13 protein-coding genes and 1 tRNA gene are annotated in these 17378 nt (G+C 64.9%); 5 read left to right on the plus strand and 9 right to left on the minus strand.

Features of this window, described 5'->3' with window-relative positions; all coding sequences use genetic code 11:
- Positions 1-411: 411 nt before the first annotated feature.
- The 4 genes from RFN28_RS33135 to RFN28_RS33150 all read left to right on the plus strand — a co-directional run bounded on the left by RFN28_RS33135 (position 412) and on the right by RFN28_RS33150 (position 7021).
- Positions 412-1767 (plus strand): glutamine synthetase family protein, encoded by a 1356-nt coding sequence (locus RFN28_RS33135; protein ID WP_320291362.1) that lies wholly within the window; start codon positions 412-414, stop codon positions 1765-1767.
- Between the two features lie 285 nt (positions 1768-2052).
- Positions 2053-3120 (plus strand): HlyD family secretion protein, encoded by a 1068-nt coding sequence (locus tag RFN28_RS33140; protein WP_320291363.1) that lies wholly within the window; start codon positions 2053-2055, stop codon positions 3118-3120.
- Positions 3117-5909, plus strand: a complete 2793-nt coding sequence (rbbA, locus tag RFN28_RS33145; RefSeq protein WP_320291364.1) for a ribosome-associated ATPase/putative transporter RbbA — start codon at positions 3117-3119, stop codon at positions 5907-5909. Before RFN28_RS33140 ends, rbbA begins: the two co-directional genes overlap by 4 nt.
- A complete protein-coding gene (locus tag RFN28_RS33150) occupies positions 5909-7021 on the plus strand; it encodes an ABC transporter permease (protein WP_320291365.1) in 1113 nt (370 codons plus the stop codon). The genes rbbA and RFN28_RS33150 overlap by 1 nt, the downstream gene beginning before the upstream one ends.
- Positions 7022-7046: 25 nt before the next feature.
- On the opposite strand, the gene RFN28_RS33155 is transcribed toward RFN28_RS33150, so the two are convergent.
- From RFN28_RS33155 to RFN28_RS33190, 8 genes are all read right to left on the minus strand, one after another.
- On the minus strand, positions 7047-8036 hold the full coding sequence (locus RFN28_RS33155; protein ID WP_320291366.1) for an ABC transporter permease: 990 nt from the start codon (positions 8034-8036) through the stop codon (positions 7047-7049).
- A complete protein-coding gene (locus RFN28_RS33160; protein ID WP_320291367.1) occupies positions 8033-9553 on the minus strand; it encodes a sugar ABC transporter ATP-binding protein in 1521 nt (506 codons plus the stop codon). Before RFN28_RS33160 ends, RFN28_RS33155 begins: the two co-directional genes overlap by 4 nt.
- Positions 9554-9602: 49 nt before the next feature.
- Positions 9603-10595 carry a substrate-binding domain-containing protein gene (locus tag RFN28_RS33165; protein ID WP_320291368.1) on the minus strand — a complete coding sequence of 331 codons (993 nt, stop codon included), beginning with the start codon at positions 10593-10595 and terminating at the stop codon, positions 9603-9605.
- An 83-nt stretch (positions 10596-10678) separates the two neighbouring features.
- Positions 10679-11455, minus strand: coding sequence for an SDR family oxidoreductase (locus tag RFN28_RS33170; protein ID WP_320291369.1), 777 nt, complete (start codon positions 11453-11455; stop codon positions 10679-10681).
- Between the two features lie 2 nt (positions 11456-11457).
- Positions 11458-12621, minus strand: coding sequence for a galactonate dehydratase (gene dgoD / locus RFN28_RS33175; RefSeq protein ID WP_320291374.1), 1164 nt, complete (start codon positions 12619-12621; stop codon positions 11458-11460).
- 86 nt (positions 12622-12707) lie between these two features.
- Positions 12708-13451: a FadR/GntR family transcriptional regulator gene (locus tag RFN28_RS33180; protein ID WP_320291370.1), complete on the minus strand. Its 744-nt coding sequence runs from the start codon at positions 13449-13451 to the stop codon at positions 12708-12710.
- Between the two features lie 281 nt (positions 13452-13732).
- Positions 13733-14374 carry a ThuA domain-containing protein gene (locus tag RFN28_RS33185; protein ID WP_320291371.1) on the minus strand — a complete coding sequence of 214 codons (642 nt, stop codon included), beginning with the start codon at positions 14372-14374 and terminating at the stop codon, positions 13733-13735.
- Positions 14375-14384: 10 nt separating this feature from the next.
- Positions 14385-15767 (minus strand): aspartate aminotransferase family protein, encoded by a 1383-nt coding sequence (locus tag RFN28_RS33190; protein WP_320291372.1) that lies wholly within the window; start codon positions 15765-15767, stop codon positions 14385-14387.
- A gap of 229 nt (positions 15768-15996) precedes the next feature.
- On the opposite strand from RFN28_RS33190, the gene RFN28_RS33195 reads away from it, so the two are divergent.
- Positions 15997-17118 carry an NAD(P)/FAD-dependent oxidoreductase gene (locus tag RFN28_RS33195; RefSeq protein ID WP_320291373.1) on the plus strand — a complete coding sequence of 374 codons (1122 nt, stop codon included), beginning with the start codon at positions 15997-15999 and terminating at the stop codon, positions 17116-17118.
- 151 nt (positions 17119-17269) lie between these two features.
- Here RFN28_RS33195 and RFN28_RS33200 read toward each other — a convergent pair.
- Positions 17270-17346: transfer RNA gene (locus RFN28_RS33200), tRNA-Met, on the minus strand.
- Between the last annotated feature and the right edge of the window lie 32 nt (positions 17347-17378).

Genomic DNA, 17378 nt, shown 5'->3' on the forward strand with positions numbered 1-17378 from the left:
GATGGTTCACCGGTGGGAAGGGACCGGGCCATGCCACGGCCTGTCCGAAAGGACGACCAGGATCCACTCGGTCTCCTTCCCACTTCAAACCATACACCGAAACCAACACACAGGATCCTATGGTCTGCGCCGCGTCGCTTCGCTCCTTGCTCCGCCATAGTATGACGAAGGAACGGGCGTTGCAGCCAATTCCCAACTCCCGGCTTGGCTTTCTCCTTGGTTGTCGCTATGTTGCGATCGCAGATCGCACAATATGGACTCGAAATGCCGCCCGATATCCCGGCTAGTGAATTGAAAAAATGAAGAAAAGCCGCCTGGAACCAACCAGAGCGGCCTTCACGAACTCACAAGCTGAAAAATGGATATCGTAGCCGAAGCGGCTACAGCACCTCAAGAAACAGGGGCTGGAAATTGGGCGATGCAGTTGCGGACGTTTTGAACTGGCTTGAAAGCAGGAACGACATCCAGAGCCTGAGAGCCGCGGTGTGCGACCTGAACGGCATCATGCGCGGCAAGCGCATCCCGGTCGAGCAGGCGCGCAAGGCGCTCGAAGGCAAGCTGCGCATGCCCTATTCGCTGATCGGGCTCGACATCTGGGGCGAGGACATCGAAGGCAACGCGCAGGTCTTCTCGACCGGCGACGCCGACGGTCTTTGCCACTGGACGGGACGCGGCATCCTGCCGGTCAACTGGACGGCGCATCCGACGGCGCTGTTGCCGCTGTGGCTGGCGGATGAGACCGGCGCGCCCTATCTCGGCGACCCGCGCCGCGCGCTGGCCCGCATCCTCGACCGCTATGCCGCCCTTGGCCTGACGCCGGTTGCCGCCACCGAACTCGAATTCTACCTCGTCGACCCGACATCGCAGCGTCCGGTCGGGCCGGTCTCGCCGGTCACCGGGCGGCGGCTCGATTCCGATGCGGCGCTTTCGATCGACGAGATCGACGATTTCGAGGCCTTCATCCACGACGTCTACGAGGCTTGCCGCATGCAGGGCATTCCGGTCGACACCGCGATCGCCGAGAACGGCGTCGGCCAGTTCGAGATCAACCTCAATCACGTCCCCGATGCCTTGCGCGCCGCGGACGACGCCGTGCTCTTCAAGCGCACCGTCAAGGGGATTGCCCGCAAGCATGGCTTTGCCGCCTGCTTCATGGCCAAGCCCTATGGCGAACGCGCCGGCAACGGTTTCCACGTCCATTTCAGCGTCGTCGACAAGCAAGGCCGCAACATCTTCGACGACGGCAGCGACCAGGGCTCCGAGACCATGCGCCACGCGGTCGGCGGCCTGCTTGCCGCCATGGCCGAAAGCACGCTGGTGTTCGCGCCGCATTTCAATTCCTACCGCCGGCTGCGGCCAAGATCCTATGCGCCGACGGCTGTCGCCTGGGGTTACGAGAACCGCATGGTGGCGATCCGCATTCCCGGTGGCCCCTCGGCCGCGCGCCGCATCGAGCATCGCGTCTCCGGCGCCGACGCCAACCCCTATCTGGTGCTGGCGGCGATCCTGGGTGCCGCGCTGATGGGCATCGAGAAAGAGCTGTCGCCCGGCGAACCGACCGGCGGCGAGGGACAGGGGCTGACGCTCGCCAAGCTGCCGCCGGACTGGGCATCGGCCATCGCCGCTTTCGAGACCGGGAAGCGCGTCGCGGAAATCTTCCCCGCCGTGCTGCGCGACGCCTTCGTCGCCTGCAAACGCCAGGAGCTCAACACCTTCGCGCTCAACGTCAGCGACTTCGAGATCGAGACCTATCTCGAAAGCGTTTAAGCCGGCGCTTCGGTCAATCCGAAGGTCGGCTAACGCCGCGATGCGATAGAACAGGGCACGGATTCTGGTGGCCTGGGCACCTTCCTTCAGATCCGCTCCACAGCGCCGGCATCGCTTCTCCCGCGATTGATGCGGATCAAGGTCGCCATGCCGCGCCTCTGTTTTGGTCCCATTCAGCTTGCAGCCCCGAACGGAGTCCCTTGCCATGGTCGGCATCACCTTGAGCCCTGAACTGATCCTTTCTGCGCTGCCCGTCCGCGCGTCGCGCAGTGCAGGAGGCTGCCTATGAAGGGTTCGCTACGGTGGCTAACGCCCGTCATTCTGATCGCCCTCGCAGCAGCCGGCTATTACGCATGGCAGCGATCCGAGGATGGGGCGCTGCCGCAAGGCATCGCCAGCGGCAACGGCCGCATCGAAGCGGTCGAGATCGACATCTCCACGAAGGCGCCAGGACGGATCAAGGAAATCCTTGTCGGCGAAGGTGATTTCGTCAAAGCCGGCGAAGTGCTTGCCCGCATGGATACCACGCAGCTCGAGGCTCAGCGCCGCCAGGCCGAGGCGCAGCTTCAGCGCGCCACCATCGGGGTCGAGACCACCGACAGCCTGGTGACGCAACGCGAAGCCGAAAAGACGGCAGCGGCCGCCATCGTCGCTCAGCGCGGGGCCGAACTCGACGCCGCCGAGCGGACCTTGGCGCGCTCCCAGCAGCTTGCGGTGAACAACACCATCTCCCAGCAGGTTCTGGACAACGACCGCGCCGCAGAGCAGAGCGCGAAGGCCGCTGTTGCCGCAGCGCAGGCCCAGCTCGCCGCCAGCGAAGCGGCCATCAACGCAGCGAAAGCACAAGTGGTCGATGCCAAGGCCGCTGTCGATGCCGCCCAGGCGTCGATCGAAAGCATTGATGCCGACATCGACGATGCCACGCTGAAATCGCCGCGCGACGGCCGCGTCCAATTCCGTGTGGCAGAACCCGGCGAAGTGCTCGCGGCCGGCGGGCGCGTGCTCAACCTGGTCGACCTCGGAGACGTCTACATAACCTTCTTCCTTTCTACCGCGCAGGCTGGACGCGTCGCGATCAGCTCCGAAGTGCGCCTCACCCTCGACGCGGCGCCGCAATACATCATCCCCGCCAAGGTGACCTTCGTTGCGGACGTCGCCCAGTTCACGCCCAAGACTGTCGAGACGGAGGAAGAGCGCCTGAAGCTCATGTTCCGGATCAAGGCGCATATCCCGCCGGAGCTGCTCCGCAAATACATCCAGCAGGTCAAGACCGGTCTGCCCGGTGTGGCCTATGTGCGGCTCGATCCGCAGGCGGAATGGCCGGCGAGCGTCCAGGGAAAGCTTGTGCAATGAATGCGCGGCCGGACGGCGCTGCAGCCTTCTCGTCAAGGCAGGTCGCGCGGCTGGGAAACGTTGGCCATGTCTACGGAAAGGTCAGGGCTCTCGATGCCATATCGCTGGACTTCCCCGCCGGCTGCATGGTCGGCTTGATCGGACCGGACGGCGTCGGCAAATCCAGCCTGCTTTCCCTGATCGCCGGAGCGCGGACGATACAGGAAGGGCATATCGAAGTGCTGGGCGGCGACATGGCGGATCTCCGTCACCGGCAGGGCGCCTACCCCAGGATCGCCTACATGCCGCAGGGCCTCGGCAAGAACCTCTATCCGACGCTGTCCGTCTTCGACAACGTCGATTTCTTCGGCCGCCTTTTCGGGCATGACCGACAGGAGCGAGAACGCCGCATCGGCGAGCTTCTGAGGCGCACCGGACTTGCGCCTTTCGCCGACCGGCAGGCCGGCAAGCTTTCGGGCGGCATGAAACAGAAACTCGGCCTCTGCTGCGCGCTCATTCACGATCCGGACCTCTTGATCCTGGACGAGCCGACTACCGGCGTCGACCCTTTGTCGCGCCGCCAGTTCTGGGAACTGATCGCTGAGATTCGCAAGAGCCGCGACGAGATGAGCGTCATCATCGCAACGGCCTACATGGAAGAGGCCTCGCGCTTCGACTGGCTGGTGGCGATGGATGGAGGCCGGGTGCTCGCGTCCGGAACTCCGGCCGACCTGCTTGAAAGGACCGGCGCTCCAGACCTCGACGCGGCTTTCATCGCCCTTCTTCCGCCGGAGAAACGAGGCGGCCACGAGACGGTGGTGATCCCCCCGCGGCCCGCCGATGACGACGGTGTATCCGCCATCGAAGCCGCGCATCTTACAATGCGTTTCGGCGATTTCACCGCCGTCGACGACGTGAGCTTCCGCATCGGCCGTGGCGAAATCTTCGGCTTCCTAGGCTCGAATGGCTGCGGCAAGACGACCACCATGAAGATGCTGACCGGGCTGCTTGAGCCGAGCGAGGGTAAGGCACGGCTGTTCGGACGCGAAATCGATCCCCACGACATCGAAGTGCGGCGGCGTGTCGGCTACATGTCGCAGGGATTCTCCCTCTACTCGGAACTGACGGTTCGGCAAAACCTCGAGCTGCATGCCCGCCTCTTCGGCATGGCCGAGGCCGCGATCCCGTCCCGGGTCGAGGAGGTCGCGCGGCAGTTCGGTCTGGCCGACAATGTCGATACGCTGCCTGAAGCGCTGCCGCTCGGCATCCGCCAACGGCTGTCGCTGGCGGTGGCGATGATCCATTCTCCGGAGATACTGATCCTCGACGAGCCGACCTCGGGTGTCGATCCGGTTGCCCGCGACGAGTTCTGGCGCATTCTTGCCGACCTCTCCCGCAAGGGGAACGTGACGATCTTCGTCTCCACGCATTTCATGAACGAGGCGGAGCGCTGCGATCGCATCTCGCTCATGCACGCCGGCAAGGTCCTGGTCAGCGACACGCCCGCCAGCATCGTCGGAAGCCGCTCGGCGACAGCGCTGGAAGAAGCCTTCGTCGGATATCTGGAGGAAGCGACAGAGTTGGAGCAGCCTGACGCGCCGGGCTCAGCCGCTGTAACAATGCCGCTCGCGCAAGCGCCCGGCGCGCCGGATAGCCACCCCAAAAAGAGCCGCGCCGGCCGTTTCTTCGATCTGCGCCGCATGTTCGCCTACACCCGGCGCGAGGCGCTCGAACTCGTACGCGATCCGATCCGCGCCACGCTGGCTACCATCGGCAGCCTCATTCTGATGTTTGTCGTGGGCTACGGCATCAACATGGACGTCGAGAATCTCTCCTTCGCCGTCCTTGATCGCGACGACACGACGATCAGTCGCGACTATACGCTCCAGATCGCCGGCTCGCGCTATTTTATCGAGAAGACACCGATCACCGATTATGCCGATCTCGACCGGCGCATGGAGAACGGGGAGCTCAGCCTCGCCATCGAAATTCCACCCGGCTTCGGGCGCGACCTTGCGCGCGGCCGCCAGGTTACGATCGGCGCGTGGATCGATGGCGCCATGCCCACGCGTGCCGAAACCGTTCTGGGCTACGTCTCGGGAATGCATGCCGGCTGGCTTACGCAAAAGGCGCGCGAGCTCTACGGCGACGCCGCCACCGCCACCGCCTTCCAGCTCGATATCCGCTACCGCTACAACCCCGACGTCCGGAGCCTCGACGCCATCGTTCCGGCCGTCATCCCGATGCTTCTCCTGCTGATTCCGGCGATGCTGGCCGTGCTGAGCGTGGTACGGGAGAAAGAACTCGGCTCCATCATCAATTTCTACGTCACGCCCGTCACCCGGCTCGAGTTCCTGGTCGGCAAGCAGATCCCCTATGTCGTCCTCGCGATGCTGAACTTCGTGCTGCTGACGATCTTTGCCATCTCTATCTTTGGCGTGCCGCTGACCGGCAGTCTTCCGGCTTTCGCCGTCGCCGCCCTCCTCTACGTCACGGCCACGACGGCAATAGGGCTTTTTCTGTCGACCTTCATGAGTAGCCAGATCGCGGCAATCTTCGGAACCGCGCTGCTTACAATGATCCCCGCCACCCAATATTCGGGCATGATCGACCCTGTGTCGTCGCTCCAGGGCGTCGGCGCATTCATCGGCCGGATCTATCCGACCACCTATTTCGTGACGATCTCGCGCGGCGTCTTTTCCAAGGCGCTCGGCTTTGCCGACCTGTCCGGCGCGTTCGTGCCGATGCTCGTCGCCATTCCGGTGCTGCTCGGCCTTGGGGCGGCGTTCTTGAGAAAACAGGCCCGCTGATGCGCATCGCCAACATTTACAACCTCGGCATAAAGGAACTGCGCGGTCTTGTGCGGGACCCGATGATGCTTGTGCTGATCGTCTACGCCTTCACCGCCGCTATCTACACTGCCTCCAAGGCGATGCCCGAGACGCTCAATCACGCTCCGATCGCCATCGTCGACGAGGATCAGTCGCCGGTCTCGTCGCGTATCGTCACGGCATTTTACCCGCCTTACTTCACCGCGCCGCTGCTTATCTCCCAGCCCGAGATGGACAGCCGCATGGATTCAGGCGTGGATACCTTCGCGCTGGATATTCCGCCGAATTTCCAGCGCGATCTCCTGGCCGGCCGTTCTCCAACGGTTCAGCTCAACATCGACGCCACCCGGATGTCGCAGGCTTTTACCGGCGGAGGCTACGTCCAGTCGATCGTTTCCGGGGAAGTGAACGAATTCCTGAACCACTACCGCTCCAGGGCTTCCCTGCCCGTCGACCTCGACCTGCGGGCGCGCTTCAACCCCGAACTCAACAAGGGCTGGTTCGGCACCATCACCGATGCGATTTCTTCCATCACGATGCTGTCGATCGTGCTCACCGGTGCAGCGCTGATACGCGAGCGCGAGCACGGGACGATCGAGCATCTCCTGGTGATGCCAGTCACCCCGTTCGAAATCATGACAAGCAAGATCTGGTCGATGAGCATCGTTGTGCTGGTAGCATCCGGCCTTGCGCTCGTCTTCGTCATCCAGGGACTGCTGTCGGTTCCGATCAACGGGTCGATCGCGCTCTTCATGGTGGGCGCGGCCCTCGACATAATCGCCATGACCTGCATGGGGATATTCCTTGCCACCGTCGCCGGCTCCATGCCGCAATTCGGCCTGCTGCTGATGATGGTGCTCTTGCCCCTGCAGGTGCTGTCCGGCGGCGTGACGCCGCGCGAGAGCATGCCTCTCGCCATCCAGGCCGTCATGTTCGCGGCGCCCAACACGCATTTCGTCATGCTGGCCCAGGCGGTGCTGTTCCGCGGCGCGGGCCTGGATGTCGTCTGGCCGCAGCTTGCGGCGCTGCTGATTATCGGCACGCTGCTGTTTGCATTCTCGCTCCGCCGCTTCCGTCAGTTCCTGAAATAGAACCTCCGCGCTGGAGCCGCACGGGCTACTCGCCCGACCGCGCCCGCTGGCGCTCCTGCACGATGACCGCCAGGATCAGCAACGCGCCCTTGGCAAGCAGCTGGTAGAAGGTCGGCACGCTGGTCAGGATCATGCCGTTGTTGAGGACGCCGATGATCAGCACCCCCAGCATGGCGCCGATGATCGTGCCCTTGCCACCCTGCAGCGCGCAGCCGCCGAGGATCGCGGCGGTGATGGCCTCAAGCTCCAGCCCCTGGCTGCCCGACGCAGGCTGTCCGGACATGGTGCGGCTGGCGAGCACCAGGCCCGCCACCGCGGCGGCGAAGCCGCTCATCGCATAGATCGAGATCTGGTAGCGGCGGATCGGGATGCCGGCGAGCCGCGCCACGGTCGGGTTGCCGCCAAGCGCATAGATGTTGCGGCCGACGACCGTCTCGCGGGTGAAGACGATGAACGCCGCCATCGCGGCGATCAGCAGCCAGATGGCGAAAGGCAGGCCGAAGAGCGTGCCGATGCCGAGCGCGCGCAAGCTGTCGCCGGTGATCGGGATCGAGTTGCCGTTGTTCATCAGATAGGCGAGGCCGCGGAAGGCCGACATGGTTCCGAGCGTGGCGATCACCGCGTTGACCGGGCCGTAGACGATAATCAGCCCGTTGATCGCGCCCGCCACCAATCCGGCGAGCAGCCCGGCGAGAATGCCGGCCGGGATCGAGCCGGTTTCCTGGGCGGCGACGGCAAGCACCATGGTGCTGAGGCCGACGATCGATCCGACCGAGATGTCGAGCCCGCCGGAGACGATGACGACGGTCTGCGCCATCGCCAGGATGCCGAGGATGGTGACCGCAAGCCCGATATTGATGAGATTGCGCGGAGTGAAGAACACATCGGGTCTGAGCGCGCCGAAAATCGCCACCAGCACGGCCAGCGCGATCAGCAGGCTGATATTCTGCGCGCCGATGCGGCCGAACAGGGTCGTCGGCGCACGTTCGCGGCCGGCCGTTGCGGTATCGGTCACGATACCCTCCTTTCGATTGTCTCTTTGCCTGAGCGCATGGCCAGCGCTAGCACGGCCTCTTCGCTCGCCTCTTGCCATCGGAGCTCACCACTGATGCGTCCGTTCTGCATGACAAGCACGCGGTCGGCGAGGCCGAGCAGCTCCGGCATCTCCGAGGAGATGAGCAGGATGGCGAGGCCCTGGTCGGCCAGGCTTTCGATGAGCCGGTAGATCTCCGCCTTGGCGCCGACGTCGATGCCGCGCGTCGGCTCGTCGAGGATGAGCATGGCTGGCCCCCGCGCCTGCCAGCGGGCGAAGACGACCTTCTGCTGGTTGCCGCCGGAAAGTTTTCCGACTGCCTGTTCGATCGACGGTGTCTTGACCCTGAGCTCGGCGACGTGGCGGGCGACCAGCGCGCGCTCGCGCCTGCGGCTGAAGAAGCCGTAGCGTGACACCTTGTCGGGCACCACGAGGCTGACGTTGTCGCGCACCGCCTGCATCAAAAGCAACGCTTCCTGCTTGCGGTCCTCGGGCACCAGGCCGATGCCGGCCGCGACGGCATCCGCCGGCTCGCGTGGCTTGTAAACCCGACCGCCGACGGTCATCCGCCCTGCGAGCAGCGGATCGAGGCCGACGATGGCGCGCGCGACTTCCGTCCGTCCCGCGCCGACGAGGCCGCCCAGACCGACGATTTCGCCTGCTCTGACCTCAAAACTGATTCCCTCGACGCGGCGGGTGGTGACATCTTCCAGCGCCAGCCGGGCCGGTCCCAGCGCGCGCTCCCTGCGATTGAACAGGTCGCTCACCGGCCTGCCGACCATCAGCCGCACCATGCGCTTCTCGTCCAGCGCCGCGATGGGCTCGTCGGCAACGCGGCTGCCGTCGCGCATCACCACGCAGCGATCGGCAAGCTCGATGATCTCGCGCAGGCGGTGCGAGATATAAATCACCGCGACGCCGTCAGCCTTCAGATGCCGGATGACACGGAACAGCCGCTGCGCCTCGTCCTCCGTCAAGGACGAGGTCGGTTCGTCGAAGGCGAGCAGCCGCGCGCCCGGCCGCAGCGCTCGCATGATCTCGATGAGCTGCCTGAGCGCCGGGCTCAGGCCATGGCAGCGCTGCCCGGGCGAAAGCACATCGACCACGCCGAAGGTGCCGAGCAGCTCGAGGCTGCGCCGCTCGAGATCCGCGCGGTCGAGGAACAGCCCGCCGCGCGCCTTGATGTCGCCGATGAAGATGTTCTCCGCCACCGTCAACTCCGGGATGATCTCCGGCTCCTGATGGATGACCCGGATGCCCGAGCCATGCGCCACGCGCGGCGAGGTGAGCTGAACGGGCTGCCCGTCGACGAGCACCCTGCCGCTATCCGGGCGGTGCTCGCCTTCCAGCACCCGCATCAGGGTCGACTTGCCGGCGCCGTTCTCGCCGATCAGGGCGGTGATCTCACCGGCATTGAAGGCGACTGACACGTCGCGCAGCGCCTGCACGGCGCCGAAGCGCTTGCTGACGCCTTCGACGGAAACGACGGGCACGGTCATCGGCGGGCGGTTCCGCATGAAGCCGCCCGCCGCGAGGACGAAGGGAAGCCTAGGACTTGCAACCGAGCGTATCCTTGAACTTGGCGAAGTTCTCGCCGCTGATCAGCGTTGCGTCCTGGAAATAATCCTTCTGCATTTCCTTGCCGGTGGCCTTGTCGTAAAGCGCCTGGATGGCGGCCGCGCCATGCTTGGCGCTGTCCAGCCACATCGTGCCGCGGAAGCCCGAGGGCTTGCCGGCGCCGAAGGCCTCGCAGGAGCGCGAGCCGTCAATGCCGATGCCGATGACGTTCTCCGGCTTCATGCCGGCATTCTCGGTGGCGCGCACGCCGCCGAGCACGCCGTCGTCATTGCAGGAGAAGAAGATCCACTTCTCGGCGTCCGGATTGGCCGTTAGCGTGGTCGAGACGACGTCGATCGAGTTGACCATGGTGTTATCGTAGGGGATCGAGATGATGCGCGACTTGATCTCCGGGATCGCCGCGACCAGCGCTTCCTCCGCGCCCTTGTTGCGGCGCATGCAGGTGTCGGCCTTCTGGTCCTCGATCGAACCGACGCGCACCTTCGAGAGGTCCTTGTCCCAGCCCTCGGCCTTGGCGATGCGGGCGATCTCGGTGCCGACCTGCTTGCCGATGTTGAGCGCGTTCATGCCGACATAGGCGACCGGCGTGCCGTCGGCGAAGGCGATGTCGTCGTCGACCGCGATCAGGCCGATCTTGGCCGCCTTCGCCTTGTCGGCGACGACCGGGCCGAGCGAGCGGTCCGGCACCACCACGGCGATGCCCTTGACGCCGTCGCCGACATAAGTGTCGAAGGTGGTGACGGCGAGATTGGCGTCGAACTGCACGTCCTGCACCAGAAGGTCGACGCCGAGCTCGGCGGCCTTATCCTTCGCGCCCTTCACCTCGCGCACGAACCAGGGATGATCGCCCATCTTATTGATGTAGCCGAACTTCATCTTGTCCTGCGCGCCGGCGCCGTGGACGGTCAGCGCGATCGTGGCGGTCGCGGCCGCCACAAGACAGGCCTTGATCATGCGTTTCATTGATTTTCCTCCCAATCGGTCCCGGCCGGCGGGACGTGATCTGCTTGAAGACGTTTCCGGCGACCGGCCGCCGGTGCAAAACCTCATTCGTGGTAGAGAACCGAACGCCCGCCATCGATGACGATGCAGGCCGCATTGATGAACGGCGCCTCGTCGGAACCAAGGAAAACGGCGGTCATCGCCACCTCCTCCGGCTTGCCGATGCGGCGCGGTGGGTGCAGGTCGTAGGTGCGCTGCCGCTCGGCTTGCGGGTCCGGAAATGCGTTCCAGTAGTCGACCGCGATCTGCGTCTCGATATAGCCCGGCGCGATGGCGTTCACGCGGATGCCTTCGGCCGCGTATTGAATGCCGAGCGAGCGCACCAGGCCGAGCAGCCCGTGCTTGGCGACCGGATAGGGAAAGGTCGAGGGAATGATCGCGAAAGAATGACAGGACGCGATGGCGACGATCGAACCCTGCTTCCGGGCCCGCATGGCCGGCAGCACCGCGCGCGCCGAATACCACACGCCATCGAGGTCGACGGCAAAGCAGCGCCGCCATTCTTCTTCCGTGGTTTCCAGCGGCTCGTGGAACACGTTGATGCCAGCATTGGCGACCAGCACATCGATGCGGCCGAAGGCGCCAAGCGCCTGTTCGGCCATGGTCTCGCAGGATCTGCTGTCGGCGACGTCGGTCTCCACGAACAGCGCCCGCGCGCCGCTTTCCGCGAGCGAGGCGGCAACGCTCTTGCCGGTCGCCACATCCTTTTCCGCCACGACAACAATAGCGCCTTCGGCCGCCATGGCGCGCGCCGTTGCCTCGCCGATGCCGCGGCCGGCGCCGGTGATGATCGCCACCTTGTCGTTCAGACGCCCGGCCATTGTCACCAGTCCACGACAGTGCCGTCGGCAAGGACGGCGTTGGTGGTGTGCATGACTTCCGGTCTGTAGGGGTGCCGGTCGGCGACCGCCTCGTCGACCTCGATGCCCAGCCCCGGCGCGTCCGGGACCTGCCAGCAGCCGTCGACCATTCGGATCGGGCCCTTCACCACCTCGAAATACCAGGGCACTGCGCCGACCATCTCTTCCTGGATCAGGTGGTTGGGCGTGGAGACGGCGAAATGCAGCGCCGCGGCGCCCGCGATCGGCCCGAGCGGATTATGCGGCGCCACGCCGACGGAGACCGCCTCGGCCATCGCGGCGATCTTCTTCGCCTCGAGCAGGCCGCCGCAATGGCAGATGTCCGGCTGCACGATGTCCACCGCCCTTGCCCGGAAAAGGTCGTCGAATTCTGGGCGGTCGATCAGCCGCTCGCCGGTGGCGATCGGCACGCGCGACTTGGCGGCAAGCTGCGCCAGCGCGCCGGTCTCGCCCGGCGGCAGCGGCTCCTCGACGAACATCGGCCGGTGCGGCGCGAGCGCGTCGATATAGGCAAGAGCGGTCGAAGCCGAGGCGGGACGGCCGTGGAAATCGACCATGATCTCCACTTCCGGTCCGACTGTCTTGCGCAGCGTCTCCATGAGGCGGCCGACCTTTTCGACGTCGGCTAGCGGAGCATGATAGTGGCTGTAGGGAATGAAGACGGCCTTCAGCGCGCGATAGCCCCTTGCGACCACCTCGGAGGCGCGCTGCACCAGCGGCTCGGCGTCCAATGTCTCATAGACGGCGCGCATGTCGCCGAGGCCGAGATGGGTATAGACCTTGACCCGGTCGCGCACCTTGCCGCCAAGCAGCCGCCAGATCGGCTGATCGAGCCATTTGCCGAAAATGTCCCAGAGCGCCAACTCGATGCCGGAGACGGCCGACATGCCGATGACGCCCAGCCGCCAGAACGAATGCTTCTTGAGGACACGCACCGCCTGCTCGATGTCGCGCGGATCGCGGCCGATCAGAAGCGGCGCCAGGTCGTTGACGGCGCCGACGACAGCCTGGGTCTTCCATTCCAGCGTCGCCTCGCCCCAGCCGTAGAGGCCCGGCTGGTCGGTCTCGATACGCACGAAGACCCAATTGCGCATATCCGCGTTCACGACGCGCGTGGTGATCGCCACGATTCTCAAGCGCAACTCCTCCCGACGCACTTAGATCATATGAAATGCGAATATCATACGATCTAAAATGCCGTCAAGGCAGAGCATCAGGCTTTTGCATGCAAATCGTCGGCGGCGATGTCGAGCAGCCTGTTCATCGCGGCGCGGGCGCCGGCGGTGTCGCGGATGCGGATCGCCTCCAGCACCGCGACATGCGCGGAAAGCGCGCGCGACTGCGCTTCCATCAAGGGGTTGGTGACGAGGAACGTCGCGCGCAGCGCGGCCTCCAGCATGCCGACCAGCCCCTTGAGCACGACATTATGGCTGGCGGCAATGACGCCCTTGTGGAAGGCAAGATCGGCCTGGCAGACCGCGTTAAGATCATTGGGGATGTTGTCGCGCATGCCGACCACGGCGCGCTCGATCTCGGCGAGGTCGGCGGCGGTGGCGCGCCTGGCCGCCAGTTCCGCGGCAGCCGGCTCGAAGATCCTTCGTGCCTCCAACAGGCCGGAAACCAGCTCTTCGTCGTCCTGGATCGCGGGGTGCCAGCCGAGCACCACCGGGTCGAGCAGCCGCCAATTGTCCCGCGCCAGCACCCGCACGCCGGCGCGCCGCCTGGCCTCGACGAGGCCTTTCGCCGACAGCACCTTGACCGCTTCCCGGACCGAGGTGCGGCTGACGCCCAGCATGGCGCAGAGATCGTCCTCGCGCGGCAGGGCGTCGCCGGGAGCGTACTGCCCGCCCAGGATGCGGCTGCCCAGCACGCTGACGACGGCGTTATGTACGCTCGCCCCGCCCTGGTCGACCGATGGCATCCAGCCGAAGGCATCCGAAGGAACGATGGTTTCCACGCAATCTTCTCCCGTCAGCGCACGCCGTTGCCAGCTGTTGTATGAAAGGTAAGGTCTTATGTAAATCGCCAATTCATATGATCTATAGTGGAAACGCTCCGCGGATGTTCCACAACAGCATGGCCGGCCTCGCGGGCGGCGTGATCCGGCGGCTCGAGCGCCGCATGCCCAGAGGTCCGGCCCCGATCTTCTACCGGGCGAGGCAGGAGAGGATGTGTGTTTGCGCCGATCCTTTTCGGCAACCGGGCGGCCAGGCGCGACGCTCGACCTGAGGCGGACGCTCAGCGCGCTGCCCACACCAGTCCGCGGCGCAGAATCGTCCGCATCTCAGGCACCTCGAATTCCTTGGCCACGTGGCCGAGCGACGAATAGAACACCCGTCCCTTGCCGTGCCGACGCTTCCACACCACGGGCATGACCACACCATCGATCCACGGCGCATGCTCGCCGGAGAAGGTCGTGGTCGCCAGCACCTCGTTCGAAGGGTCGACATGCATGTAATACTGTTCGGAACGGTAGGCGAAATCGTCGATGCCGGCCATGATCGGATCGTCGCGCCGCACGATGTTGACCCGGTAGTCGATGATGTTGCCAGGATGCGCCACCCACTGCCCGCCGCACATGAATTGATAGTCCGTCGATTCGCGAAACGCGTCGCCCATGCCGCCGTGATAGCCGCCGAGGCCGACGCCGCTCTCGACCGCTTTGGTGAGGTTCGCCACCTCGGCCTTGGCGAGCTTGGACATGGTGTAGATCGGCACGATCAAACTGAGCTCGGCGATGGCCGGATCGGCAAACACCTCGGTCGTGTTTTCCATGCGCACGGCAAAGCCTTCCTCTTCCAGCATCGCCTTGACGGCGCGTGCCCCGGCCTCGGGCTCATGCCCTTCCCAGCCACCCCAAACGATCAGTGCCTGCCGCATCTTCCGCTCCTTATGCGTTTGCCTGCGCCCGGACCTGCGGCAGCGCCGCGTCGAGCGATCGTTCGAACGCACCGACCAGCGTGTCGATCTGGGTCTCGGTGATGATCAACGGCGGACAGAAGGCGATGGCGTCGCCCATGTTGCGCGAGATCACGCCGTTCTGCTGCAGGAAACCGTTGACCAGCGCGCCGAGCGCGGCCGGCTTGCCCCATGGTGCCTTGCTTGCCTTGTCGGCGACCAGCTCGACGGCGGCGATGAGCCCGACGCCGCGAACCTCGCCGACCAGCGGATGCGAAGCCAGCTTGCGCAGCCGCGCCTGCAAATGCGCGCCCACCTTGCGGGCGTTGCCGACAAGGTCGCGTTCCTCGATCAGCTTGATGTTTTCCAACGCAACAGCCGCGGCGACCGGGTGGCCGCCGCCGGTGAAGCCGTGCCCGAAAGTGCCGATGCGGTTGCTCTCGTCGGCGATCGGCTCGAACACCTTGTCGTTGATGATGAGCGCCGAGATCGGCAGGTAGGATGAGGAGATCTGCTTCGACAGCACCATGATGTCGGGCCTGATGCCGAAGGTCTGCGAGCCGAACATCTCGCCGGTGCGGCCGAAGCCGCAGATCACCTCGTCGGCCACCAAAAGGATATCGTATTTCGACAGCACCGCCTGGATCTTTTGCCAATAGCCGGCGGGCGGAACGATGACACCGCCGGCGCCCATGATCGGCTCGCCGATGAAGGCGGCGATCGTCTCCGGTCCCTCGGCCAGGATCAGCTTCTCGATGTCGTAGGCCAGACGGCTGGAGAACTGCTCCTCGCTTTCGCCGGGCTCGGCATCGCGCCAATGATGCGGCGTCGAGGTGTGCAGGATGTTGGCGATCGGCAGGTCGAAGGAGAGATGATTGTTCGGCAGGCCTGTCAGGCTCGCCGAAGCGATGGTGACGCCGTGGTAGCCGCGCTTGCGGCTGATGATCTTCTTGCGTGCCGGCTGGCCGAGCGCGTTCGACCGGTACCAGATCATCTTGATCGCCGTGTCGTTGGCCTCGGAGCCGGAATTGGTGAAATAGGCCTTGCTCATCGGCACCGGCGCCATCTGCACCAGCTTCTCGGCCAGGTCGATCAGCGGTGAATGCGCCTTCGAGCCAAAATCGTGATAGAAGGGCAGCTTCGACATCTGCCTTGTGGCCGCCTCGACCAGTCGCTTTTCCGAGAAGCCGACGGCGACGCTCCACAGGCCCGCCATCGCCTCGATGTAGCGGTTGCCGGCGATATCCTCGACATAGACGCCATCGCCCTTTTCGATGACCAGCGGACCCGTTTCCTGATGCTTGCGGGCATTGGTGTAGGCATGCATGTGGTAGCGGATATCGCGGGCTTCAGGGGAATTCGGTCTGGCGTCCATGACGGCTCCTGTCGGCGGGCGTGCAGGCGAAGATAGGACCCTCTCTCCTGTTGAGAAGTCCACAATTCCGCCTCGTGTCTGGAGTGTTTGATGCATCATCGCGCGATCCGGCCGCAAGAGCCGCCGTGTCACGATCGATAGCGCCATACGATTCGCCACGCTTTGGGCACGAGCGATATGATGCTTGAAGAGGCTATCGCGCGCCGCTGGCGCAACCGGATGGACGGGCATGGAACAGGTCGACTGCGTAATTGCTGGCGCCGGCGTCATCGGGCTTGCGGTCGCGCGCAGCCTGACTGAGCGGGGTCTCGACACCCTGATTCTTGAGGTGGCGGACGCTATCGGCACCGGGACGAGCTCGCGCAACTCGGAAGTCATCCATGCCGGCATCTATTATCCGCGAGGATCGCTCAAGGCGCGGCTCTGCGTCGGCGGGGGCGAGATGCTCTATCGCTATTGCGCCGAGCGCTCGATCCCGCATAGCCGGTGCGGCAAGCTGATTGTGGCGACCGACGAAACTCAAAAGCCGGCGCTTGCCTCCATCCGCGCCAATGCTGCGGCTTGCGGCGTCGACGACCTGCGTTTGCTGGACGCCGCCGAGGCGCAGGCGCTGGAGCCGGCGCTGCATTGCACGGCTGCCGTGCTCTCACCCTCCACCGGCATCATCGACGGCCATGCGCTGATGCTGGCGCTGCTCGCCGATGCCGAGAACCGAGGAGCTGTGCTTTCCCTCAACACGCGAATCGAAAGTGGCCGCGTCGAGCCCGGCCGAATCGTGCTTGCGACGACCGACGCGGCAAGCGGTGGGCGCTTCGACATCGCCACGCAGCGATTCGTCAACGCGGCCGGCCTGGGCGCCGTCGCGCTGGCCGGTTCGCTTGGCGGTTTCGATCGTGGGTTCCTGCCGGCGCTTCGCTACGCCAAGGGCAACTATTTCTCCAAGGCCGGCCGGGCGCCGTTTTCGCGACTTGTCTACCCGGTGCCGGAGCCGGGCGGGCTCGGTGTCCACCTGACGCTCGATCTTGGCGGAGGCGCTCGCTTCGGGCCTGACGTCGAATGGACGGATACGCTCGACTACCGTGTCGATCCGGCGCGCGGCGAATGCTTCTATGCTGCGATCCGCAGATACTGGCCGGGCCTCGCCGACGGCAGCCTGGAGCCGGCCTATAGCGGCATCCGGCCGAAGCTGTCCGGCCCGGGCGAAGCCAACAGCGACTTCGTCATTCAAGATGCCGCAACCCACGGCATCGAAGGCCTGGTCAATTTGTTCGGCATCGAAAGCCCCGGGCTGACCTCCAGCCTGGCCATTGCCGAGCATGTCGCGACCGTTCTTGCGCCAAGAACGCGCTGAGGTTGGTTGCTGAGACAGGATTTGGCTTTCTGTCCCGCATCGTCGGCTTCGCCTCCTTGCGGGCTCCTGATGAGAGCCAAAATCAACCGGCCACCACAGCCGAATACCGAATACCAAAACGGCCCGCCTTGGGCGGGCCGTTTTGTGAGGTTGGTTGCGGGGACAGGATTTGAACCTGTGACCTTCAGGTTATGAGCCTGACGAGCTACCGGGCTGCTCCACCCCGCGTCAACGATAGAGGTAAGTTTTCGCTTACCGGA

Source organism: Mesorhizobium album (assembly GCF_033977205.1).
GTDB classification, from domain to species: domain Bacteria; phylum Pseudomonadota; class Alphaproteobacteria; order Rhizobiales; family Rhizobiaceae; genus Mesorhizobium; species Mesorhizobium album.

Bases quoted from the DNA above. Each gene is read 5' to 3' on its own strand.
- RFN28_RS33195 (WP_320291373.1), top strand. From the start codon at position 15,997: ATGGAACAGGTCGACTGCGTAATTGCTGGCGCCGGCGTCATCGGGCTT.
- RFN28_RS33185 (WP_320291371.1), bottom strand. From the start codon at position 14,374: ATGCGGCAGGCACTGATCGTTTGGGGTGGCTGGGAAGGGCATGAGCCC.
- RFN28_RS33190 (WP_320291372.1), bottom strand. From the start codon at position 15,767: ATGGACGCCAGACCGAATTCCCCTGAAGCCCGCGATATCCGCTACCAC.
- RFN28_RS33160 (WP_320291367.1), bottom strand. From the start codon at position 9,553: ATGACCGTGCCCGTCGTTTCCGTCGAAGGCGTCAGCAAGCGCTTCGGC.
- RFN28_RS33150 (WP_320291365.1), top strand. From the start codon at position 5,909: ATGCGCATCGCCAACATTTACAACCTCGGCATAAAGGAACTGCGCGGT.
- RFN28_RS33165 (WP_320291368.1), bottom strand. From the start codon at position 10,595: ATGAAACGCATGATCAAGGCCTGTCTTGTGGCGGCCGCGACCGCCACG.
- RFN28_RS33170 (WP_320291369.1), bottom strand. From the start codon at position 11,455: ATGGCCGGGCGTCTGAACGACAAGGTGGCGATCATCACCGGCGCCGGC.
- rbbA (WP_320291364.1), top strand. From the start codon at position 3,117: ATGAATGCGCGGCCGGACGGCGCTGCAGCCTTCTCGTCAAGGCAGGTC.
- RFN28_RS33140 (WP_320291363.1), top strand. From the start codon at position 2,053: ATGAAGGGTTCGCTACGGTGGCTAACGCCCGTCATTCTGATCGCCCTC.